The sequence below is a fragment of the Exiguobacterium sp. ZWU0009 genome, from assembly GCF_000798935.2.
GTDB lineage: Bacteria > Bacillota > Bacilli > Exiguobacteriales > Exiguobacteriaceae > Exiguobacterium_A > Exiguobacterium_A acetylicum.
In genome coordinates this window covers 2,667,898-2,691,398 of record NZ_CP018057.1, presented here as the reverse complement: position 1 = coordinate 2,691,398, position 23,501 = coordinate 2,667,898, and the positions used below count along the sequence as shown (strand labels likewise).

Here is a 23,501-nt window from a genome sequence, read left to right as displayed (position 1 = left end):
CGGCCATCCTTTTTATTTAATCGTTTTGTAGAGTGGTACGAGATACGAATAGGTATTTCGAATCATTTCCAGTAATTCTTCGCGTGATAATTGATGCACTTGTTCTGCCGAAATATGGCGGCCGACAAGGAATTCTGCCTTTTTGACGTCGTGGAAACGTTGTAATCCTTTTTCAATATCCGTCTCATGAACGGAAACAGCGTCTTTTTTCATGTGGTCGTATGAGACGACGAAATCATCAGGAAGGGATGTCAGCAGTTCGGTATGCTGCAACAGTTTTGACGCATATTGTTGTTTGTTCGGCAACTCATAGATATAAGCGAGCCAAATGAACAGATGATCATCAAACAGACCGACTTGGAAATGGGGATGCTTTTTGTATCCACGTTTATCGGGGGAGAATGCCATCCAAGTATCTTTTGGAGGATTGACCTTCCGGCGAGCGTGTTGCGCGATATGGACATGGACATCTTCTGCTGTTGCGACCGTTAAGTCAGGTGCGACTTCCTGACCGATGTCCCGAAAGACCGGCTGGATGCGTTCGCGAATCGCTTCCATCCGTGGTTCTAATCCATCAATTTGAAATGTATCAAATGCGTGTTGCGTGAATGTTTTTGTCATGAAAAATCACCTCGCGTCAATTGTATCAAAGGATACCAACGAAGTTCGACTTTTTGCTTGAAAAGTAGAATAATGGACATATCGATTTCCAGTAATATACAACTACATAATTTAAAGGAAGGGGAATGTTTTGTGCGTCGTTTTCAACAATATCTCCTTCGAAGCTGGGTTGTTTTTTTCGTAATCGTCATTGGCATCGATCTTTTTGCGAAGTCGAAGGATTATAATCTCAGCATCGATTTGTTTACATTCTTATTGATTGCCGCCTTATCGACGATTTTTGTCGTCGATCCTGTACGCCGTCGCCATATGAGTTTTACTTTCCATTTTGGATTCGTTCTCTTCACATTCTTAACGTATGGATTGTTATCAGCGATTTTTGTCGGGCAATTGACGATGCTTATCTATCAGTTGCGAACGATTCATACACCAATCGGACGTCGACGGATGTTACATAACTATCCGTTCAACGTTTCCCTCGAATTGTTTTTGATCGTTCCAGCAGGTCTTGCTTATAATGCACTCGGTGGAACGCATGGCAAAGCGTTCGTATTGACAGAAAACGTCGTGCCGTTACTGGCGATGGTCGCGATTCTTTGGATCGTCCTCTTATTGCAATATCAGTTATCTCGATTTCTTCTTGGAGAAAACATTCCAAGTGACGTCATGTTCCAGCTGCTACGTTTTGAAGCGGTCGTCATCACGGCAGAATTGTTATACGGGATTTTCAGTACGCTCGTCGTTCAAGGAAACGGAAATAGTGGACTTGTCATGGCGGCGTTTGCCTTATTCATCATCAAACGCGCACTGGGGAGTTCGGTCGAAGCGACGGATCGGATCGAACATTGGGAACAGATTGAGCGTTTGAAAGAGGCTGCTTGGAAGGACGGCGATGCCCAGTTCATCATTGAACGATATCTACGACAGCTTAATCAATTCGTCAAACCGGATATCGCTTGGATTAAGTTTGATTTCAAAGAAGGAAAGCAAAGCGTGTACTATTCGTTGAAGGATGGACGAAAGTTAAAAGCCGATCATGTCGAAGGGCGAATCATTGAAGACATCATCGAAAAAGAAGAAGTTCTTCTTTACGGGATGCAACAGGAGTGGGATATCCGTCTTTACGATAGTTTGCCGGAAGAGACACAGTCCGTCCTCTTCATTCAACCGGAAGCGACAGAGACGATCAACTGCTCGTTGCTCCTTGCCTCGAACGCAAGTGGTGAATTCACACAGGATTTCGGATATGAGCTATACCGCGCTTTACGTGTTCTGTCGTGGGCAGTGGAACGAGCACACGAACGAGAGCGCTTGTTGACAGACAGTCGGACGGATGCGATGACAAAACTACCGAACTATCGTGCCTTGCAAGAGTGGGGCGATCGTCGTATTAAACAACGCGATCTTTATCCGTTTTCAGCCTTAATGATCGATCTAGATCATTTTAAACAAATTAATGATACGTACGGGCATGAAGTCGGAGACGTCGTCCTATTTGAAGTTGCGAAGTTATTGATGCAGGCAACACGTATCACGGATCTTGTCGCGCGTTACGGGGGAGAGGAATTCGTCATTTTACTACCGAATACGGATCTTGATTCTGCCCAAATCGTCGCAGAACGAATTCGCGAGACGTTGCATGCAAATCCAATCTTAGTCGAAGGACATACGCTCCGGATTACGGCTAGTATCGGAATCGATACATTAAAGGAACTTGGTGATCTTGCGAGTTTGATTCGAAATGCCGACCGCGCGATGTACGTCGGAGCGAAGTTCCAAGGACGCGACCGTGTCGCATCGTATCAGGAGTGGAAAGAGAAGGTTATTTAAATCAAGTAGAAGAAGGTGGCAGAGACGCTATCTTCTTTTTTGATATAAAAAATCCTCCCAGTTCAGATGAACGAGAAGGATCGAAAAAGAATAAGTTCATTGTGCTTGTTGTTTGCTGAGACGAATCTCGTTTTCAATCGCATGGATTGCAGCTGACCAAGAACCATAACGATGAAGTAAAGCTTTCGTCGACGGTTTGTTGTTCCGTTTTGCCCATTCCCGATACGCTTCAAAAGAGAGGGCAAAGCCGACTTCCTCGATTGCTTGACGCAGAGAAGCAGCAAGTTCAGCTTTCGAATAAGTGACGCTCGCTTCAAGTCCTGCAGCGGTACACGCATCGTGCCACGAACCGAACATCTTGACGATGTGATAGTGACTCGGTGCATGATGGACGGATTTACGCCACATCTGGTACTTCTTGAGTGTGATCGTAGAGCCGACGTCTTGTGCGTACCGTTCGAACGACTTTAAGATTTCGTCTTTCGTATATTTTGGTGCCCGCTCGAGCTCCTCCGGCTGTTGATCGACATTCCACTCGTATCCAGCAGCAGACAAAGCTTCCGGCCACGATCCGAATTGACGAATGATATTTTCCGGCTGAGGCCAGTCATTAACTAAAGCATAACGGCGATAGACAGTACGGCGTGGACGGTCCTGGATGAGTTCACCGACCGCACGGATGGCTTCAATCATCTCAAGTTGCTCTTCTGTATAACTCTGTTGACTCGTAAGTACACGTTGCTTCATGAGTGAGTCCTCCTTCCTAGTTCGATGTAGTATTGAGGCAAAAGTCCTCTGTATTAGATATATCGGTACATTTCCATTAATTATGAATAATTCCCGCAAAATATTGTAAATAAAGTGAATCGGATTCTTTGCTTAGTATAAATGGAAGTCATGGAAATGAAAACAGAATGACACGAAATTTTAATTCTATTCAGAAAAATAGGACAAACGACTCAGATGGAAAAAAAGACCAGACACGCTCGTCAGCGAATCTGGTCTTTTGATATAACTTATTTTCCTTCGATGTAAGCCCATTTGTACGAAGTATCGGCACCGACTTTGTGGTTGACGATTCCTTTGACGTACGGTTTACGAAGAAGCGAAACACCTTTTTGGTACATAACTGAGATCGCTTGATCCTCTTCAAGGAGTGTTTTCTCAGCATCCTTGAGAGCCTGCCAGCGTTTCTCAGCATCTACTTCTTTTTGAGCTGACTTGATGAGTGAATCATACTTATCGCTTGTGTACTTACCACGGTTGTATGGTCCACCAGTTACCCACATATCGAGGAATGTCATCGGATCCTGATAGTCAGGTCCCCATCCTGCGAACGATAGCTCGAACTCACCTTTAGACTCGAGATCCAACTTGTTCTTGAATGGTTGTTGTTTGATCGTGACTTCAAGACCTGGAAGGTTTTTCTCCCACTCGCCTTTGAGGTACTCCGAGATTTTTTTCGAGTTGTCATCATCGTATGAAAGAAGTTCGAGTTTGAGAGACTTCTTGCCGACGGCTTTCAGTCCTTTTTCGAATGATGCTTTTGCAGATGATGCGTCATATGAACCGAAACCTTCGTTGCCATCACGGAAATCTTTACCGTCTGGACCTTTCGCGAAGTCTTTTGGTACGTAGTAGTAAGCAGGGATCGAACCGTTGTTCAAGAGAACATCAGCCATCTGCTTCTTATCGTATCCTGAGTCGATCGCTTTACGGATATCCTTGTTTTTCAAGAGGTCATTCTTGAAGTTCATTTGGATATAGTACATTGCTGCATCAAGACGTGTATCAAAGTCTTCTTTGTCTTTGTATTGATCAACGAACTCACTCGTTAAACCAGCTAGATCGATGTCACCTTTTTCGTACAAGTTGACGCCTGTAGAGACTTCTTTAACGATTTTCGTGTTGATTTCTTCAAGTTTGACATTATCTTTATCCCAGTACTGATCGTTTTTCTTATAGCTCCAGCCAACATCCGTTTTCCAATCTGAGAGGACGAATGGTCCGTTGTAAAGGAATGTGTCCGGCTTCGAAGCAAAGTTTTTACCTTGTTTCTCAACGAATTCTTGTTTTAGTGGCATGAATGAACCGAAACCAGTCAACGATTTGAAGTATTCAGCTGGTTGAGTCAACTTGACTTCAAGTGTTTTGTCATCAACCGCTTTGACCGCGACATCGTCTGCTTTTCCTTTACTTGTGTTGTAAGCTTCTGCACCATCGATGATATACATGATGTATGCATACTGCGAACCACTCTTCGGATCAAGGACGCGTTTCCATGCGTATTCGAAGTCTTTTGCTGTGACATCGCTGCCATCCGACCATTTCGAATCACGAAGTTTGAACGTGTATGTAAGTCCATCTTCAGAAACATCAACACTCTCCGCAACACCTGGTGTTGCTTCTTGATTCTCGTCTAGACGGAACAGACCTTCTTGAACGTTGTTCAAGACTGTGAAGGATACAGAGTCTGTTGCGACTGTCGGGCTAAGTGCTGGAATATCCGAACCGCTGATGATATTCAAGACTTGTTTGTCTGAAGATTTTTCTCCCGATGTCGAACCGCCTTCTTTTTTACCTTCATCTGTCGTCGAACATGCCGCAAGACTTGATCCAGCGATTGTCAGTGCTCCGACGAGTGCAAGTGCCTTTTTCTTTTCCATAAAGTAAATCCCTCCCAAAAGAAATAGATATATCTGGTGAAACGATAAGAACCGAATAGGATAGCGATCCGGTGTCCGACTAAAAATAAGAGGGGTCATCGCCTTTTATTCTTAAGCTGTGGAAAGCACCGGATCAACTTGTTATCAATAATAAATACAATATTCAGAAAAATCAATAGAATATTTTCAGATTATTTCAAAATTATTAAATTTATGTGTGATACCAACGTTTTTTCACGAAAAATTATTTTTATGTAAGGATAAAATTAGGAGTATTTAAAAGGATTTAATACAAAAAGAACCAGTTGTATAAAACAACTGGTTCTTGAGCTTATTTCTGCTCTTGGACGTACTGGAGTGCTTCTGCGACGTGATCCTTTACTTTTACGCTGCGCCATTCCTTGACGATTTCACCGGACTCATCAATCAGGAAAGTCGAACGAACAATTCCAAAATATTCCTTCCCGTAATTCTTTTTCAGTTGCCAGACGCCATATTGCTCACACACTTCGTGCTCGACATCTGATAACAATTGGAACGGTAATTCGTATTTTGCAATAAAGTTTTGATGCCGTTTCTGACTATCAGCAGAAACACCGAGAATGACGGTGTTATTTTCTTCGAACGCTTGCGACGCATCACGGAAATCACACGCCTCGGTCGTACAACCAGGCGTTGAATCCTTCGGATAGAAATAGAGTACGACTTTTTTTCCACGATAATCCTCGAGGGAAATCGGTTCTCCTTGTGCGTTCGGAAGGGTAAATGTAGGTGCTTGCATGAAAAACTCCTCCTTATCCTAATTCCATGTTTAATTGATCCGCATATTTCTCAAGCTTCTTTTGAAGACTTTCTTTTAAAGGATCGAGGGCAATCAAGTACTTCTCATAATCCGTTCCGGCTTTCGCCGTCTTCATGAGGAGTGGTTGTTCTTCTTCATACCAGTCTGCATAGTCTTGATAGTAATCAACGAGCGTCTCAGGATTTCCTTCGTTCTTCAATGCCTCACCGTAAATCATCAGGATATTACTGTTCATCTCGAGTGCCATATAATCCGTTTGGGCATTGACGCGAGAGAAGACAGCATCCTGCTCTTTTTCATCCGTTTTTCCGATCTCGTCGGCCGCCTTCGCATTGACACCATACTCGTCAGCGTTAAATCCAGTGAACATGTCGCCAAGCGTCGAGAAGACGGACGGATCGAATGTCGTCGGTGTCAGGACGATCTTCCATTCATCGTCTTTCTTCAATAACAGCTTCGATCCTCGGTTCGGGAGAATCGATCCTTTCGCATCCTTGAATTCGTGGATGATGTAGGCGACATCGCCTTTTTGGAACGACTTGACGACCTTACCGGGAACGACATTCAAGTTCTTCGCACCGACGGCGAGCGGCTCAAGTAGTTTTTCGTCACCCGTATATTCAATCGATGCAAGGTCTTTTGCATCTGCTCGTCCTGATTGACCGAGCGTTTTTTCGTATGTTTGATAGACGTCAATAACGGCTTGTTCAGCCTTCTGTTGTTTCGTTTCCGTCGTCTTCGGGGATTTGGTATCTGTAGAAGACGAGGAGTCGTTTCCGCAACCGACGAGTACGAGACTGGTCGCAAGCAGCACTACGAGCGATCGTTTCATTCGAATTCCTCCTAAGATGAATGTTTCATGGTGATTCCTTAGCTAATCTTGTCTCTACCATACAGGAAATTCGCTTTTTTGAGTAGGATATCGGTACACTAAACGAAAGGGGAGTGATAGATATGAAAATTCATATTACAGATGAGGCATTACAATACTTTAAAGATGAGATGGAAGCAAAATCAGGAGATACGATTCGCTTCTTTGCAAAATATGGTGGCTCAACGGATTTAACACAAGGTTTCTCGGTTGGTGTTCATATGGAAGAAGTCGAACGGGCAGCGGTCGAAGAAGTTGTCGACGGCATCCACTTCGTCGTCTCGGATCAAGATGACTGGTTATTCCAAGGACAAGACGTCAAAGTTTCAATTGAACATGAAGAGATCGTCTTCTCACAAGCAAAGGAATAATCGAGAACTGAGGAGAGACCAAATCGGTCTCTCCTCTATTTTTTTGACTAGAATAATTGTAAGCGGACTCATGCTTCTGTACAATGGAGAATGTAAGCGATTTAAAGTAGAGATTAAAGGGGGAATAGAGATGATTCCGTACAAACACGAACCATTCACGGACTTCTCACAAGAAGCAAACAAGAAAGCGTTCGAAGAGGCACTTGCACTCGTCACGCAAGAACTCGGCAAAGATTATCCGCTCGTCATCGGTGGAAAACATGTGACGACGGAAGATAAAATCGTCTCCGTCAATCCGGCTAACAAAGAAGAGATCGTCGGACGTGTCTCGAAAGCGACACAGGAACATGCAGAAGAAGCGATGCAAGCAGCAGTCACAGCTTTCGAAACATGGAAATTCGTCAATCCGTCTGTACGTGCGGACGTCCTATTCAAAGCAGCGAACATCATCCGTAAGCGGAAGCATGAGTTCTCTGCCTACCTCGTAAAAGAAGCAGGGAAACCTTGGAACGAAGCTGATGCCGATACAGCAGAAGCGATCGACTTCCTCGAGTACTACGCACGTCAGATGCTCGTCTTAAAAGACGGCAAAAAAGTCGAGAGTCGTCCAGGCGAATACAACCGTTATGATTACATTCCACTCGGTGTTGGTGTCATCATCTCACCATGGAACTTCCCACTCGCGATCATGGCTGGAACAGCTGTCGCAGCAATCGTGGCAGGGAACCCGATCCTCTTGAAACCCGCATCGACGACACCGGTCGTCGCAGCGAAATTCGTCGAAGTGATGGAGCAGGCTGGTCTTCCGGCTGGCGTCTTGAACTTCGTACCCGGTTCAGGAGCAGAAGTCGGTGACTACCTCGTCGATCACCCGAAAACACGTTTCATCAGCTTCACGGGATCACGCGATGTCGGTCTTCGCATCAACGAGCGGGCATCGAAACTAAACGAAGGTCAAATCTGGCTCAAACGCGTCATCGCGGAAATGGGCGGAAAAGATACGATGGTCATCGATGAGTCGGCTGACCTCGATTACGCAGCGGACATGATCACGAAAGCAGCATTTGGATTCTCGGGTCAAAAATGTTCAGCTTGTTCACGTGTCGTCGCACTCGACTCTGTCTATGACGAGTTGCTCGAAAAAGTCGTCGCGAACACGAACAAACTTAGCATCGGTAACCCGACGGATGTCTCAAATAATGTCGGACCAGTCATCGACGCAGCAGCATTCAAGAAAATCACGTCATACTTCGACGTCGCAAAAGAAGAAGGACGTATCGTCGCAGGTGGTACGGCAGATGATTCAACAGGATTCTTCGTCTCACCGACAGTCGTCGCGGACGTTCAACCAACGGATCGTTTGATGCAAGAAGAGATCTTCGGACCAGTCGTCGCCTTCACGAAAGCGAAAGATTTCAAAGAAGCGATCGACATCGCGAACAACACGGAATACGGTTTGACAGGTGCTGTCATCACACAAGACCGGACGAACCAAGAGTACGCGCGTGCGAACTTCCACGTCGGTAACCTCTACTTCAACCGTGGATGCACAGGAGCAATCGTTGGCTACCAACCATTCGGTGGATTCAACATGTCAGGTACGGATTCAAAAGCAGGCGGACCGGATTACTTGACTTTACATCTTCAAGCAAAAACAACTTCAGAAATGTTCTGAAATGGTGTTTAATAGATGAAACGGGTGTGCGACCTGCATGCCCGTTTTTCTTATATCACGGAAAAAGGGGGAGCAAGGATGAACGGAATGTGGTTTGCGATTTTGTTGTATCTCGGACTGATGGTCGCACTTGGCGTCATTGCGTATTATCGGACAAAGAACATGAATGACTACATGCTTGGGGGACGTACGATCGGTCCCGTCGTCACGGCGCTCTCTGCAGGAGCAAGTGACATGAGTGGCTGGCTGTTGATGGGATTGCCGGGTGCGATGTATGCAACTGGTCTGTCCAGTGGATGGATCGTCATCGGATTATTGCTTGGCGCTTATGCCAACTGGTTACTCGTCGCGCCGCGTCTGCGTGCGTATACGGCACATGCAGGGGATGCGATCACGATTCCCGATTACTTTGAAAAACGATTCCACGATAAAAGTGGTGTATTGCGTACGGTTTCAGCTGGAGTTATCTTAATATTCTTTATAATGTACGCATCAAGTGGTTTTGTCGCAGGTGGTCGTTTGTTCGAAGCCGTCTTTGGTCTCGAGTACACGACAGGTCTTTGGATTCTAGCAGGTGTCGTCATTGCGTATGTCTTCCTCGGTGGTTTCCTTGCCGTCAGTTGGACGGACGTCGTGCAAGGGATGATCATGGTCATCGCGTTGCTGATCGTACCAGCTGTCGCGCTGACTTTAAGTGGCGGGATCAATGAGACGCTCGAGACGATCCGGTCGACGGACGGCTCGAAACTGGAGCTCTTCAAAGGGACGACGACGATCGGTATCGTCTCGCTCCTGGCGTGGGGACTCGGGTATTTCGGTCAACCGCATATCATCGTTCGTTTCATGGCGATCCGTAACTTACATGAGATGAAGTCAGCACGTCGCGTCGGAATGATCTGGATGACGTTCTCGATCGTTGGTGCGATGGTGACAGGTTTAATCGGTTATGCCTATTTCACACAACAAAGTGCTGGACTAAAAAATCCAGAGAATGTCTTCATTCAGTTATCACGAGATCTCTTCCCTGGGTTCATTACGGGACTGTTGTTAGCAGCATTACTTGCTGCGATCATGTCGACGATCTCGACACAGCTACTCGTCTCTTCGAGTGCGGCAACAAATGATTTCTATCACCGTTTCTTTAAACGCAGTGCTTCAGACCGTGAACTGATGATCATGGGTCGCGTCATGGTTCTAGTCGTAGCGGTTCTTGCGATTCTCTTATCGTTTGGCGCGCAGAAGTCGATCCTGACGCTCGTCGGATACGCATGGGCTGGCTTTGGTTCAGCGTTCGGACCAGTCGTTCTGTTCAGCCTGCTTTGGCGCCGGATGAACAAGACGGGAGCACTTGCTTCAATGATTACGGGATCCGTCGTCGTCATCGCTTGGATTCTCATTAACCAAAATGTTGATGGATTACCATCCTACATTTCGGAAATGTATGAGATGATTCCAGCTTTCATCGCTTCGACGATCGCGCTCGTCATCGGTAGTCTCGTGACGAAGGAACCAAGTCAAGCGATTTATGATGAATTCGATCAAGTACAAGCACAACTAAAAGGTGCGGAACCTGAGCGGAAGATTGTTTAATTCAAACGAAAAACGATACGAACTAATGATAGCGGTTGTTCTCGATGAGGAGCAGCCGCTATTTTTTGTCGAATAATTTTAGAAGAGACGCAAATCATTGATATCTGATTTATTTTTTCATGGAAAATATATTAATTATATTGGGATAAAGTTACAATTAAAGAGAAGGGAGGCGGAATAGTTGGATCCAGTGATCAAAAGAAAAATCAAGGAAGCGACATACTTAACAGCAGAGAAGGCTTGGATTTATCGTCCAATCCTACGTTATTTCTACATACAGCATGAACGGATGCGGGAGTTCTTATTCCCGGAAGAAATCTTCGATTATTTGAAACAGTATGAGGAGTTCGAAGATTATACGCTTGAAATGGTGCAACAGGATTTAGAATCACTTACGAAGTGGGGAAACCTCATCGCGAGTCAGGATCATAGGAAAGCGAAAACGATTGATGAGTATAAAAAGAAAAATGCACGGTATCAATGCACACCGTATACGGTTGAATTCGAACGGATGATGGTTCAGCTAGAACAGATGGGTGATACGTTCGGGGGCTCACTCGAGAAGACACAGTTCGAGCGCCTGTATCAGGTTCTCTTGAAAATCGAGAAGTCAAATCATCAATCAGCTGAGGAATCTGCTCAATTATGGGCTGATGCCATGACGTACTTCCGGCAAATCACGCGGAATACATCAGACTATATCGCCTATATTCATAGTGAAAAAGTCGCGGAAAAAATGAAGACGGAAGCCTTTCTCGTCTATAAGGATCGTTTTACGATCTATTTACGTGATTTCATCGTTGGTCTGCAACGAACATCCAATCAAATTCAGGAATTACTGACGGAGTTTTCGGACGAATCGTTGCGATTGTTTTTCGAAAAGGTCGTCTTGCATCAACAACAGACTTTTCGAATTGAAGAAGAGCAGCGAGATACCTTAACAGAGCAGCTTGAAAAGTGGAAAAGTCTCAAAGAATGGTTTTTAGGATCAGCTTACGGCGAAAGTGAATTCGAACGCCTTCAGGAGCGGACGAACGAGGCAATCCGGCGCATTACGCGTGTCGTGCAACGAATGAGTGAGCGTCATCAACAATTCAGAAGTCGGCGGCGCGATTACGAACATTTAGCGAAATGGTTCGAACGATTGGACTCGATCGAAGAAGCGCATGAATTATCGTCCGTCGTATTCGGGATTTTTCATACGAAACACTTCGTTGGTGACGCGAGGCCAACCGATGATCTCTATACGGATATTTGGGAAGAGCAACCGATTGAACACGTCGTGAATGAGCGAGCGGAACCGACACGGAATGCGAATAAGACAATAGCCATCATCGATCGAAAAGCAGAAATTGAAGCCGTTCAACGCGAGTATCTGTCACGACTTAATCAGCAACGACAGATCATCGAACAGTACATGGATGAGCGCTGGTTGCGTATCAAGCAGTTACCGGTCATTGAGCCTTTCGTTCGAAAGTTATTGTTGAACTGGGTCGGAAAAGCGATGTTACATGAAGATCAATTAGTACAGACGGAATTTGGAACGACGGTTCGCGTGACGATTCAACAAGAACGTGTCATCCTGCGTTCGACTGATGGGGATTTGGAAATGCCGGATGTGCATTATGAGTTTTTAGAGAAAAGAGGTGAAGCGGATGCAACAAGATGAACGGATGGAGGAAGCGCTCGGAATTTTATTTGAACAGTTTTGGGTGTTGCGTGCCGATGAACCACTTGTCTATCACCGTTTACGCGAACAAGAGCACCAGCTGAAGCGATATGTGTCGGAAAAATTCGGCTTCGATTTGATCGTGCATCAGCACTTCATCAAACTGGAGAAGATTCCTGTCGATCCTAAAGCCTGGATGGGCATCCAATCATTCGTTGAACCAATGGATTACGCGATCTTTTGTTGTGCGTTAGCCTTCACGGAAGGAAAATCAACAGATGAACAATTTCTACTAACACATCTGACAGAAGAGATCGAAGAAATGTATCCTGGTGAACTTCCAATCGATTGGACGAATTATCAGCATCGAAAATCGCTCGTCCGAGCATTGAAGCAGCTGGATGCGTTAAAGCTGATTCGAACAGTGGATGGCGAAATCGATGCATTTGCGATGAACGATACGGAGGAAGTGTTGTATGAAGTCAGTGTGCACGCCCGTTACTTCATGCGTTCGTATCCAGAAGATTTGTTTCAGTATGATTCGATCGAATCGGTTCTATCAAGTGAATGGTCACGACAAAAAGACGATGAACGGCGAAAACGTGTATACCGGAAGTTGATGTTATCACCGATCGTCTATCGTGAATCGAAGGACGACTTGGACTTCGCGTATATCCGCAATTTCCGTAATCGTCTCGTCGATGAGTTCGAACGGTATACACCGTTTCGATTAGAAGTGTTTAAGAATGCGGCACTTCTCGTTTTACCTGAAGCGAAACAACGCTTTACCTTGTTCCCGGATAAGAAAGGAATTTCGACGGTCGCGCTGCACGTCGCGACGAAGCTGCGGCAAGAAGCACCTGTGCCGGATGAGATGGGAGGGATCCGGATGACGTTATTCGAATTTCATGCTTTGATTGAACAAACAAAACAGACGTATGAAGCGAAATGGTCTAAACAGTACCGGGAGAGTACAGCGCGTGTGATCGCGAAGGAGTTAATTCCGTTACTGCGAAACTGGGAGCTTATAGAAGTCGAAGAAGAGTCAGAAATGATTGTTCTGCATTCGGGATTTGGTCGGATGATCGGAACATGAAGGAGAGAACAGAGATGAGAGCGACGAACCGCTGGCAAATGAACCGAGCTGGATTGTTGAATTTTTGGTACTACACTGAACAGATTTTTGACTTGTCGGACGGAAAGATGCTACTTCGCGGAAGTAATGGATCAGGAAAGTCGGTCACGATGCAAAGCTTCCTCCCAATCTTACTAGACGGAAAAAAATCACCAGATCGTCTCGATCCATTCGGGTCACGTGCGCGGAAGATGGAAGACTACCTATTAGGTGAAAAGGAAATCTCGAATCGAGAAGAACGGACCGGTTATCTATTCCTTGAGTACAAGCGAACGGATTCGGAACAATACGTCACGACAGGAATCGGCTTACAGGCAAAACGGGGAAAACCGATGAAATTCTGGGGTTTCGTCATCACGGATCATCGCCGGATTGGCAAAGATATCACACTGTACAAGAAGAGTCGTCAAGGCGAGACGGAACAAAAAATTCCATATTCGAGAATCGAACTCGAACGGATGATCGGAGATGGCGGTCGAGTCGTTCAGACACAAGGGGAATATATGCAACTCGTCAACAAACACGTATTTGGTTTTGAGACGATGGAAGCGTATGAGGAATTGATCAAGCTATTGATTCAATTGAGAAGTCCGAAGCTATCAAAGGACTTTCGTCCGACGGTCATCTACGAGATTCTAGAGGCGTCCTTACCAGCGTTATCGGATGAGGATTTACGTCATTTATCGGATACGATCGAACATATGGACCAGACGAAACAGCAGCTCGAACAGCTCAGTCGTGAAAAAGAGGCGCTCGCACGATTAAGTAAGGGCTATGACGCTTATTCTGAACGACAGCTGGCAGATATGGCTCAAGAATACGAATTGGTGGCTACGAAGGCACAGGAAGAGATGGAAAAACAGACTCATCTTCTTGCACGAATCGCACAGCATGAACAGCAGGTCGCGCAAGCGTCTGCTGAAAAAAATCGATTCCATCTTAAAAAAGAGACGCTAGAGCGTCAGCAACAACGCTTGCAAGCACACAAGGTATGGAGTCTCGAAGATGAGAAAAAACGAGAACAGGATAAGAAACTGAAACTCGAACGGAAAATCGAGTCTCAAGAGCAAAAACAGGACCGTACGCGTGATAAGATGCGGACGTTCAAAAGTCGAATCGATGAACAACAGATCATGCTTCGTCAGACGGCAAGTGATATTGAGGACGGTTTGTCTCAATTAGAAGAAGAGGCAGAAATGGCTTCATTTCAGCGACATGCAATAAATGTGGCGGATTTCGAGCGTCAAAGAGAAACGTTCGATTTTACCGTTTGGCACACTGAAGTGGCGGCGCATCTTACGCGATTAAACAATGATGTAGAACAGGTCCGTCATTTTGAAGAAACGAAAGAACGATTGCAACTTCAACAAAAAGAGTTGGCGCATGAAGAACAATTGTTTGATCAAACGAAGCGGGAGCATGATGATTGGCAAAAAACATTTGATCAAGAACTAGAGACGTACATAGCAGATATTCATATGTGGTTACAACGTCATCAGGAATTTTCCGTTGATGAGAAAAGCGTCCAGTTTACGGAACGGATATTACGAAACGAATATGGCATCGACACGATGGAGAGCATCCGTCGTCAGATTCGACCATCGATCTCGCGTTTTCAAGATCATATTCGCGAGGATATTGCACTTCATAAATCAAGACAAGAAACACTGGTTCAGCAACTGACCGTAAAAGAACAGGAGCTTCAAAGCTGGAAGCAACAAATCGATCCGGAGCCACCGTTACATCCCGAAACAAGACATGCGCGGGAGATGATGCAGGAAGAAGGCGTTCCCGTCGTACCGTTTTATTCCGTGATTGATTTCCAGTCGGGAGTACCTGAAGAAGTGAAGTGTCGGATCGAGGCCGCCCTAAGCGATAGCGGCATGTTGAACGCGTTGATCACGGATTTACCGGTCATACACGACCGTACTTTGATAGCTGATCCGCATGAAATGACGCACACGTTAGCAGATTATCTGCAACCGACTGAAAACGAGCATGTCACGGTCGAACGAATTGACGAACTCCTTCGAAGTGTTCAAATTGATGCTGGCGAGACGAGAATCATGGAGGACGGAACATACCGAATCGGTCTCTTAGCAGGTCATGCCGTTGAAGTAGAATATGTTCGTTATATCGGACGTGAGGCGCGAAAGAACTATCGGGAGAAATTGATTGATGCATTACGCGGCGAAATCGATGAACTATCGACTATGCGATCTTTCGCCGGACAAGAGATTGAACGTTTACTGCAACGCCTTCAGGATGCAGAGGAAGCATGGAACGCATTTCCGCTCGATCGTGAGTTGCGAACGATCCAGGAATCCATCTGGGAGAAGAAAAAAGAGATGGAAGGACTGAGACGCCAAGCAGAACGGATGAACGCGACCCTTAGAGTATTGAACGAACGTTTCAGTCAGCTACGACATACCGTTTCAGAAGAAGCGCGATTCTTTGGAATCGATACGACCGCTCAAGCGTTCCGATACGCACTCGAGCATGCGTATACGTATAAAGACGATCTGCGTGAAATCGAACAACTTCAACGACACCTGCTACAGGTAAAGCGCACGTCGCAACAACTTCAACTCGATATCAGCGAGATCGAGCACGATCTTGATGAACAGTCGGGGGAGTTGTATCAACTCGAGTCGGAGCGCGAACAAATCGAGGAATTGATTCAACACATCGAACAGCAACTGCAACAAGAAAAGGCAGAGGATATTCGTCAGCAAATTCAAGACATCCAAGAACAGTTACGAGTCGTGGAAAAAGAGTTGGAGACGATCACGATTCTAGCGACGACACATGCGACACAACTCGAGGTCGACCAAAAAGAACGATTGCGCCAAGAACCGATCCAAGCCTTTTATCAACAGTTGCAGCAAATATGGGAAGACGTATTGCGTGAACGTTTTCAACAAACGGAGACGGAAAGTGAACCAGCTGAGATGCCATTCGCGGAATGGGTAAGAAATCAATCGACACACTATGCGCATCGATTGAACATGACGCGATCAAAAGCAGATGAACTCTTATCGAAGACATTTTATGAGTTACAGAGTGATTTGATGGAATACCGTATGCGTGACTACACGGAAGAGCGGTCTCTACCAGAATGGATGCAGGAAAACGAAGAGCATTTCCGGCATGAAGTGGAGACGTTCCAACAAAAGACGACGCAACGGATGATCACGCTCGATTTGAGAGGACAGCAGGTCAATCCACGTCTCGTCAAACAGACGGTCGAAGAAGAATATGCACGACAGCAACAGATTCTAAACGAGGATGACCGGGAACTCTACGAGGAAATTCTCTTCAAGTCTGTCGGATCTAAGTTACGTAGTCGGATTCGTCGGGCTGAGAAGTGGACGACACAAATGAATCAAATCATGGAAAACCGAAATATCTCATCTGGCATCACCTTCTCGATCAAGTGGAAGCCACGGACTGCTGATGTAGAGGATGAACTGGATACGAAAGACCTCGTCGCGATTCTGAAACAAGACGTTCGATTGATGAAGGATGAGGACTATGAACGCATCACGAATCACTTCCGCTCCCGGATCGATCGTGCGCAACGTTTGATGAAAGAAGAAGGAGCAGGACAAACGCTGTTACAAGTATTGAAAGAGGTCCTCGATTACCGGAAATGGTTCTCATTCATCTTGTATCATGAGCGGACGAATGAGCCGAAGACGGAACTGACGAATAATAAATTTGATAAGTTCAGTGGTGGTGAAAAAGCACTCGCCATGTATATTCCATTGTTCACGGCTTGTTATTCGCGCTATCAAGAGGCGACTGATACGGCACCTTATATCATTTCGCTAGATGAGGCATTCGCGGGTGTCGATGAAAATAACATTCGTGAAATGTTCGATGTCGTCAAACAACTCGATTTCGATTTCATCATGAATTCGCAAATTCTTTGGGGTGACTATGACACGATTGATCATTTATCGGTGTACGAATTGCTCCGTCCGCAAAACGCCGATTACGTCGGCGTGTTGAAATACTACTGGAACGGAAAGCAGCGAGTCTTAGTCTATGAGTGAGCAGGTTCTCGAAGAAGCATTATGTTACTTTCGCGAGGGGAAGCGTTTCGAACAGCTTTTTCAACAATTTCGTAAAAAGTATGCATCGTACGGTCGCGTCGGGGGAAGTGTGTCGATTCGAACCTTTCGACGGGAGGATCAACAAGCGATCGCACTTTTCTTGAGCGAGGACGTCGAGGACTTACGACGACGGGGTACTGTGACATTGATACGTTTTGAACGAAGACTGCGACAGTCACGGTTCGAGAGCATCACGTTGCAGCAATTATTAGAAGCCTATTTCGACTCACCGCTTCAGACGAATCAAGAACGTCGTCTGCTGGTGAAGCAGCAGGAGATTCAGAAATGGGAAAGCTTAAAAGAGACGTTCCCGGGATTACTAGATTGGTTCGACCATCTTGCACAAAAAACACCGGATACGTTGTTCGTTCATCGAACGAGTGAACTGCCTCACTTTGAACACTTGTGTGTGCAACTCGAGAAAATGAATCAATCACTCCCTGTTGAATACGAACGAATCCCACTTTACGCACAACGGATGACAGGAGATCCGCATGCGCTCGACCGCGATACGGAGCTCGGAAAATTGTTCATTCATCTGCTGCACGTAAAAGCACAACGACTAGGTGCACCTTCGATGGATTCCGAAAGTCTCAATGAGTTGTATCTTCGTTTTCATTTGTTACGAGATGACGTGTTGAATTTCGTAACCTGTGTGAACCTCGTGGCTGAGAAGCACGGCATCCTCCATGAAATGTGGAGCGGAGCGTCAAAGCGTAACAGCGTTTTGAATGTTCCGCTTCGCGAATTATTACAGGTCGACCGGATTTATGGTGAAAAACGACCGGTTTGGATCGTTGAAAATTCAGGTGTCTTTTCGGAGATGCTTGATTTCTTACCTGGTATGCAGCTCGTGTGTACGCACGGTCAATTCAAACTAGCAGCGTATCAGTTGCTCGATCAGCTCGTCGTATCGGGTCATCACTTACGATATGCAGGAGATTTAGATCCGGAAGGGCTTCAGATGGCAGCAAGACTTAAAGCGCGATATGCTGATCGTTTGACATACTGGTGTTTAGACGAAGAAGCGTATCTTCAGTCGAAGTCAGATGTCATCTTATCGGACGAACGGCTTGCGAAATTGAACGGTATACAGGACGAGTCACTGCGTCGTGTGATTGAGATCATGCGTCAGGAAAAACGAGCTGGTTATCAAGAAGCGTTGATTCGACGGATGGTTGAAGAATATCAGAATGGATGAATCGAGTGTCTGTTTCCGAGTAACGTATCGGAAACGGACACTCCTTTTTAGTGGAGCAGAACATGAAAATTCAGCATCCCGTCTTCGGAAAGCGAGAGTGACTGAAACGTTCATCGTTGAATTTAGAAGTCATAATTGATTCACTTCATACGTTGTTATTTACCATAAACATATTTGTTGCGCTTGCGCAAAATGAGCGTATAATGAAAAACAAAAAGTGAGGTGAACGAGATGGCGACACAGCCACTTACACAAGATCTACCCAAAAAACGGACATATATCGGACCGGCATTCGTTGCTGCCGTCGCGTATCTCGATCCGGGAAACTTCGCGACGAACATGACGGCAGGTGCTCAGTATGGCTACTTGTTGCTCTGGGTCATCGTTGCCTCGAACTTGATGGCCGTCGTCATTCAGTTCCTGTCAGCCAAACTTGGAATCGTCAGCAATCTCAGTTTAGCGGAGGTGATCCGGGAAGAGTTATCGCCGGTCTATCGCTTCTTCTACTGGGTCCAGGCGGAGCTCGTCGCGATGGCGACCGATCTCGCTGAATTCGTCGGAGCCGCACTTGGATTTCATTTACTGTTTGCGATCGATTTACGAATGGCAGCATTGTTGACGGCAGTCCTATCATTCGTCATCCTCGGATTCGAGCAAAAAGGACTCCGTCATTTCGAAGCTGTCATCGCCGTTCTTGTTTTAATCATCGCAGCGGCTTTTGCGATTGAAGTCTTTGAAGTCCATCCCGTGTTCCGTGATTTATCGACAGGATTGTTACCGGGATTCGAAGGCACGTCGAGTATCGTCCTTGCTGCCGGCATGCTTGGTGCGACCGTCATGCCACACGCCATCTATCTCCATTCCGATTTAACGAAACGACGGATGGGGCACGTTGCGAATAAAGTGTCGATGTTACGGATCCAGCGCTTCGACATCTGGGGAGCGATGTTGATTGCCGGAGCGGTCAACGGAGCGATGCTCGTCATCGCAGCCAGTGTCTTTTATGGTACGAAGTATCAAGCGGGTTCGCTAGAAGAAATCTATGAAGGATTGCACGTCACGCTTGGCGGCATTGCACCGTATCTGTTTGCGATTGCTTTACTCGTTTCAGGTCTTGCTTCATCAAGCGTCGGGACGATGTCAGGTGACGCGATCATGCGTGGATTCCTCCATCTTCAATTACCACTGTTCGTTCGCCGGACCGTGACGATGTTACCGGCTATCTTGTTGCTGTTCTCCGGTTTTGATCCGACACGGGCACTTGTCCTCAGTCAGGTCGCCTTATCGTTCGGGATTCCGTTCGCCTTGATTCCCTTGATTCGGGCAACAGCAAGTGAGCGATACATGGGGGAACACCGGAACAGTCGGTTCATGAACGCGTTGGCCTGGGTGATCGTCTCGATTGTCATCGTCTTCAATGTCTATCTGCTCGTCGATGTCTTAGTATGAATATTCAGTATTTTTGTTTCGTCTGATTTAAAGCGGGTATTTCATAACTAGAAGCTTTCCGCCCGGAAGCTTTGCTACCCCTATAAGGACGATGGTGCGGACCTCCCCCCGATGCACCATCGTCTTTTTTGTCTGGACGAAAAGTGCTATGATTAGAAATAGTGTAAAATATATCGCAAAAGTTCCGGAGGTGGAATGACATGGCAAAGATTAATGAGGAGCAAGTCCGCCACGTGGCGCATTTGGCACGCCTTGCCGTGACAGATGAAGAAGTAGCACAATTCACAGTACAACTCGAGAAAATTCTTGGGTTCGCTGAACAATTAAATGAACTCGATACGACGGGCGTTGAACCAACGACACATGTCCTCGATTTAAAAAACGTCCTACGTAAGGACGAAGTACGTCCATCGCTTCCGCGTACGGAAGTAGAACGACTCGCACCCGATTGGGAAGACGGACAAGTCCGCGTCCCAGCGGTGTTCGAATAAGGAGGAAATGACCCGATGTCACTTTTTGAACATGGTGTCAAAACACTACACACACTCATTCAGGATGGCGAAGTCAAAGTTTCTGAACTCGTCCAAGAATCCTTTGATCAAATCGACCGTGTCGATGGAAAAATCGGTGCGTTTCTTTCATTGAACGAAGAAGCATTCGAGCAAGCAAAACGAATGGATGATGTCGCGAAACACGAAGCGAATCCATTGTTTGGTCTTCCAATCGGCGTCAAGGATAACATCGTCACGAAAGGGATGACGACGACATGTGGTTCGAAATTCCTCGAGAACTTCGTACCGGCACACGATGCGACGGTCGTCGAGCGTCTGCATGAAGCAGGGGCGATCACAATCGGGAAATTGAACATGGATGAGTTCGCGATGGGTTCTTCAAACGAGAACTCAGCGTATAAACCAGTTCGCAACCCATGGAATACAAAACACGTTCCAGGTGGTTCTTCGGGTGGTTCGGCAGCAGCCGTCGCAGCAGGCGAAGTCTTATTCAGCCTTGGTTCGGATACAGGTGGCTCGATTCGTCAACCGGCTGCCTATTGTGGTGTCGTCGGGTTGAAACCGACATACGGTCTCGTCTCACGTTTCGGTCTTGTTGCGTTCGCGTCGTCGCTTGACCAAATCGGTCCGTTGACACGGACAGTCGAAGACAACGCGTATCTGTTGAGCGCGATCGCAGGACACTGTGAGATGGATTCAACATCTGCGAACGTCGCAGCTACGGATTACACACAAGCGTTGACAGGTGATATCAAAGGTCTGAAAATCGCTGTTCCGAAAGAATACTTCGGTGAGGGTGTCAGTGAAGGCGTCAAAGCCAACATCCGGGAAGCAATCCAAAAACTCGAAGCACTCGGTGCGACAGTCGATGAAGTGTCACTTCCGAACTCGAAATATGCGCTTGCGACGTACTACTTACTTGCTTCATCGGAAGCATCATCGAACCTCGCACGCTTTGACGGCATTCGTTACGGAGTCCGTGCCGAAGCGGATGCACTTGAAGATGTCTTCAAGTATTCCCGTTCACAAGGATTCGGAGACGAAGTCAAGCGCCGGATCATGCTCGGAACGTATGCACTCAGCTCAGGTTATTACGATGCTTACTATAAAAAAGCACAACAAGCCCGGACGTTGATCAAAAAAGACTTTGACGATGTTCTCGCGAACTATGACGTCATCATCGGACCAACAGCACCGACACCAGCATTCGAACTCGGTGCACAGCTCGACGATCCGGTCACGATGTATGCGAATGACATCTTGACGATTCCGATCAACTTGGCAGGTGTTCCAGCGATCTCAGTTCCAGCTGGATTCGTCGACGGTCTTCCAGTCGGCTTACAAATCATTGGAAAACATTTCGATGAGGCGACGATCTATCGCGCTGCGCATGCGTTTGAGCTTGCGACAGGCGGATTCGCGCTTCCGAAGTTATAAGGAGCGAATGTATCATGAACTTTGAAACGATCATCGGGATCGAGGTCCACGCCGAACTGAGCACGAACACGAAGATGTTCTGTGGTTGTGCGCGGGAATACGGCGCAGAGACGAACACAAAAACGTGTCCGATTTGTCTTGGACATCCGGGCGTCTTACCGAAAATTAACGAAAAAGCTGTTGAACTCGCTGTTCGTGCAGCAATGGCACTTAACTGTCAAGTGGCCGATCAAACGAAATTCGACCGGAAGAACTACTTCTATCCAGATACGCCAAAAGCGTATCAAATCTCACAGTTCGATCAACCGATCGGCTTCGATGGCTATATTGATGCGGAAGTCGATGGCGAAACGAAACGCTTCCGAATCGAACGTGTCCATTTGGAAGAGGATGCTGGTAAGATGAACCACACGGGTGCGAACCACTCGGTCGTCGACTTCAACCGGACAGGCGCACCACTAATTGAGATCGTTAGTGAAGCGGACATGCGTTCACCGAAAGATGCAGTCGCTTATCTCGAACGTCTTAAGGAAGTCTTGCAATATGCAGGCGTCTCGGACGTCAAGATGGAAGAAGGATCACTTCGTTGTGACTGTAACATCTCGGTCCGTCCATACGGACAAGAGAAGTTCGGTACGAAAACAGAACTCAAGAACTTGAACTCGTTCGGAAACGTCTTAAAAGGACTTGAGTTCGAAGAAGATCGTCACCGCAAGTTGTTGCTTGCGGGTGGAGTGATGCGTCAAGAAACACTTCGTTTCGATGAGACGAAAAAACAAACGGTCCTCATGCGTGTCAAAGAAGGGGCGTCGGATTACCGTTACTTCCCAGAGCCTGACCTCGTCAAGCTCGTGCTTGATCACGATTGGAAAGAAGCGATCCGTGCGGGTATCCCAGAACTTCCGGATGCACGTCGCGTTCGTTACCAAGAAGAACTTGGTCTTTCAGCGTATGATGCGAAACAATTGACGGTCACGCGTGAGATGGCAGAGTATTTCGAGGCGACACTTGCAGCAGGCGCAGAACCAAAAGCGGCAGCCAACTGGACGATCGGTGAAATCCAAGGTCACTTGAATAAGTCGACGGAAACGTTCGAAACAGTCAAGATGACACCGGCTCGTCTGGCGGAGATGATCGACTTGATCGCAAGCGGAACGATTTCTTCGAAAATCGCTAAACAAGTTTTCACGGCCGTCATCGAAGAAGGTGCTGAACCGCGTGCATACGTCGAAGCAAACGGTCTTGCACAAATTTCGGACGAAGGATTGCTACGTGGTCTCATCGTCGAGATGTTCGAAGCAAACCCAGCCGTCGTCGAGGAATTACTCGGTGGACGTGACCGGAAAAAAGGCTTCGTCATCGGTCAAATCATGAAGAAAACAAAAGGAATGGCAAACCCTGCCCTTCTCGATCAACTCTTCTACGAAGAGCTTGAAAAACTAAAATAAATACCTGATCGAACAGCGTCCGTTCCTCCTTTACTTCTGTTAGGAATCGGGCGCTGTCTTTTTTGGCTTTGTAATGTCTCGAGAGTTCATGTAAAATAAAACAGTT

General features: G+C 46.4%; 17 protein-coding genes. 12 read left to right on the top strand and 5 right to left on the bottom strand.

Going from position 1 to position 23,501, the window contains the following annotated elements:
* Window positions 1-12: 12 nt before the first annotated feature.
* Entirely contained in the window at window positions 13-621 is a 609-nt protein-coding gene (locus L985_RS13970) for a YktB family protein (RefSeq protein ID WP_047393037.1), read from the bottom strand.
* A gap of 132 nt (window positions 622-753) precedes the next feature.
* Here L985_RS13970 and L985_RS13965 point away from each other — a divergent pair, with 132 nt between their 5' ends.
* Window positions 754-2,451, top strand: a complete 1,698-nt coding sequence (locus tag L985_RS13965; RefSeq protein ID WP_047393041.1) for a GGDEF domain-containing protein — start codon at window positions 754-756, stop codon at window positions 2,449-2,451.
* 96 nt (window positions 2,452-2,547) lie between these two features.
* Here L985_RS13965 and L985_RS13960 read toward each other — a convergent pair whose 3' ends face one another.
* From L985_RS13960 to L985_RS13945, 4 genes are all read right to left on the bottom strand, one after another.
* Entirely contained in the window at window positions 2,548-3,198 is a 651-nt protein-coding gene (locus tag L985_RS13960) for a homing endonuclease associated repeat-containing protein (protein ID WP_047393045.1), read from the bottom strand.
* Window positions 3,199-3,467: 269 nt separating this feature from the next.
* The gene (locus tag L985_RS13955) at window positions 3,468-5,117 is read right to left on the bottom strand and encodes a peptide ABC transporter substrate-binding protein (protein WP_047393049.1); all 1,650 of its coding nucleotides are present in this window, start codon (window positions 5,115-5,117) and stop codon (window positions 3,468-3,470) included.
* Window positions 5,118-5,448: 331 nt separating this feature from the next.
* Complete coding sequence (gene bcp / locus L985_RS13950) at window positions 5,449-5,898, bottom strand: thioredoxin-dependent thiol peroxidase (protein WP_047393053.1); 450 nt, start codon at window positions 5,896-5,898, stop codon at window positions 5,449-5,451.
* A 13-nt stretch (window positions 5,899-5,911) separates the two neighbouring features.
* A complete protein-coding gene (locus L985_RS13945; RefSeq protein ID WP_047393056.1) occupies window positions 5,912-6,751 on the bottom strand; it encodes a hypothetical protein in 840 nt (279 codons plus the stop codon).
* A 122-nt stretch (window positions 6,752-6,873) separates the two neighbouring features.
* Between L985_RS13945 and L985_RS13940 the strand changes: the two genes are divergently transcribed.
* The 11 genes from L985_RS13940 (at window position 6,874) to gatB (ending at window position 23,395) form a co-directional block, all read left to right on the top strand.
* Window positions 6,874-7,161: a HesB/YadR/YfhF family protein gene (locus L985_RS13940; protein ID WP_023469340.1), complete on the top strand. Its 288-nt coding sequence runs from the start codon at window positions 6,874-6,876 to the stop codon at window positions 7,159-7,161.
* Window positions 7,162-7,291: 130 nt separating this feature from the next.
* Window positions 7,292-8,836 carry an L-glutamate gamma-semialdehyde dehydrogenase gene (pruA, locus tag L985_RS13935; protein WP_029342578.1) on the top strand — a complete coding sequence of 515 codons (1,545 nt, stop codon included), beginning with the start codon at window positions 7,292-7,294 and terminating at the stop codon, window positions 8,834-8,836.
* Between the two features lie 78 nt (window positions 8,837-8,914).
* A complete protein-coding gene (putP, locus tag L985_RS13930) occupies window positions 8,915-10,426 on the top strand; it encodes a sodium/proline symporter PutP (protein ID WP_047393061.1) in 1,512 nt (503 codons plus the stop codon).
* A 190-nt stretch (window positions 10,427-10,616) separates the two neighbouring features.
* A complete protein-coding gene (locus tag L985_RS13925; RefSeq protein ID WP_335583353.1) occupies window positions 10,617-12,095 on the top strand; it encodes a TIGR02677 family protein in 1,479 nt (492 codons plus the stop codon).
* Window positions 12,082-13,191 carry a TIGR02678 family protein gene (locus L985_RS13920; protein ID WP_052169442.1) on the top strand — a complete coding sequence of 370 codons (1,110 nt, stop codon included), beginning with the start codon at window positions 12,082-12,084 and terminating at the stop codon, window positions 13,189-13,191. Before L985_RS13925 ends, L985_RS13920 begins: the two co-directional genes overlap by 14 nt.
* A 14-nt stretch (window positions 13,192-13,205) precedes the next feature.
* Window positions 13,206-17,288 (top strand): TIGR02680 family protein, encoded by a 4,083-nt coding sequence (locus L985_RS13915; protein ID WP_047393069.1) that lies wholly within the window; start codon window positions 13,206-13,208, stop codon window positions 17,286-17,288.
* Entirely contained in the window at window positions 17,281-18,549 is a 1,269-nt protein-coding gene (locus L985_RS13910) for a TIGR02679 domain-containing protein (protein ID WP_047393072.1), read from the top strand. Before L985_RS13915 ends, L985_RS13910 begins: the two co-directional genes overlap by 8 nt.
* 231 nt (window positions 18,550-18,780) lie before the next feature.
* Window positions 18,781-19,998, top strand: a complete 1,218-nt coding sequence (locus L985_RS13905; protein ID WP_047393076.1) for an Nramp family divalent metal transporter — start codon at window positions 18,781-18,783, stop codon at window positions 19,996-19,998.
* Between the two features lie 200 nt (window positions 19,999-20,198).
* A complete protein-coding gene (gene gatC / locus L985_RS13900) occupies window positions 20,199-20,489 on the top strand; it encodes an Asp-tRNA(Asn)/Glu-tRNA(Gln) amidotransferase subunit GatC (RefSeq protein ID WP_047393080.1) in 291 nt (96 codons plus the stop codon).
* A gap of 15 nt (window positions 20,490-20,504) precedes the next feature.
* Window positions 20,505-21,947 carry an Asp-tRNA(Asn)/Glu-tRNA(Gln) amidotransferase subunit GatA gene (gatA, locus tag L985_RS13895; RefSeq protein WP_029342575.1) on the top strand — a complete coding sequence of 481 codons (1,443 nt, stop codon included), beginning with the start codon at window positions 20,505-20,507 and terminating at the stop codon, window positions 21,945-21,947.
* 14 nt (window positions 21,948-21,961) lie between these two features.
* Window positions 21,962-23,395, top strand: a complete 1,434-nt coding sequence (gene gatB, locus L985_RS13890; RefSeq protein ID WP_047393083.1) for an Asp-tRNA(Asn)/Glu-tRNA(Gln) amidotransferase subunit GatB — start codon at window positions 21,962-21,964, stop codon at window positions 23,393-23,395.
* The last annotated feature ends 106 nt before the right edge of the window (window positions 23,396-23,501 follow it).

Excerpts from the sequence above, each read along its gene's own strand:
- L985_RS13945 (WP_047393056.1), bottom strand. The coding sequence starts at position 6,751 with ATGAAACGATCGCTCGTAGTGCTGCTTGCGACCAGTCTCGTACTCGTC.
- L985_RS13960 (WP_047393045.1), bottom strand. The coding sequence starts at position 3,198 with ATGAAGCAACGTGTACTTACGAGTCAACAGAGTTATACAGAAGAGCAA.
- gatA (WP_029342575.1), top strand. The coding sequence starts at position 20,505 with ATGTCACTTTTTGAACATGGTGTCAAAACACTACACACACTCATTCAG.
- L985_RS13940 (WP_023469340.1), top strand. The coding sequence starts at position 6,874 with ATGAAAATTCATATTACAGATGAGGCATTACAATACTTTAAAGATGAG.
- L985_RS13920 (WP_052169442.1), top strand. The coding sequence starts at position 12,082 with ATGCAACAAGATGAACGGATGGAGGAAGCGCTCGGAATTTTATTTGAA.
- L985_RS13955 (WP_047393049.1), bottom strand. The coding sequence starts at position 5,117 with ATGGAAAAGAAAAAGGCACTTGCACTCGTCGGAGCACTGACAATCGCT.
- gatC (WP_047393080.1), top strand. The coding sequence starts at position 20,199 with ATGGCAAAGATTAATGAGGAGCAAGTCCGCCACGTGGCGCATTTGGCA.
- L985_RS13905 (WP_047393076.1), top strand. The coding sequence starts at position 18,781 with ATGGCGACACAGCCACTTACACAAGATCTACCCAAAAAACGGACATAT.
- bcp (WP_047393053.1), bottom strand. The coding sequence starts at position 5,898 with ATGCAAGCACCTACATTTACCCTTCCGAACGCACAAGGAGAACCGATT.
- L985_RS13910 (WP_047393072.1), top strand. The coding sequence starts at position 17,281 with ATGAGTGAGCAGGTTCTCGAAGAAGCATTATGTTACTTTCGCGAGGGG.
- L985_RS13915 (WP_047393069.1), top strand. The coding sequence starts at position 13,206 with ATGAGAGCGACGAACCGCTGGCAAATGAACCGAGCTGGATTGTTGAAT.
- L985_RS13970 (WP_047393037.1), bottom strand. The coding sequence starts at position 621 with ATGACAAAAACATTCACGCAACACGCATTTGATACATTTCAAATTGAT.
- gatB (WP_047393083.1), top strand. The coding sequence starts at position 21,962 with ATGAACTTTGAAACGATCATCGGGATCGAGGTCCACGCCGAACTGAGC.
- pruA (WP_029342578.1), top strand. The coding sequence starts at position 7,292 with ATGATTCCGTACAAACACGAACCATTCACGGACTTCTCACAAGAAGCA.
- putP (WP_047393061.1), top strand. The coding sequence starts at position 8,915 with ATGAACGGAATGTGGTTTGCGATTTTGTTGTATCTCGGACTGATGGTC.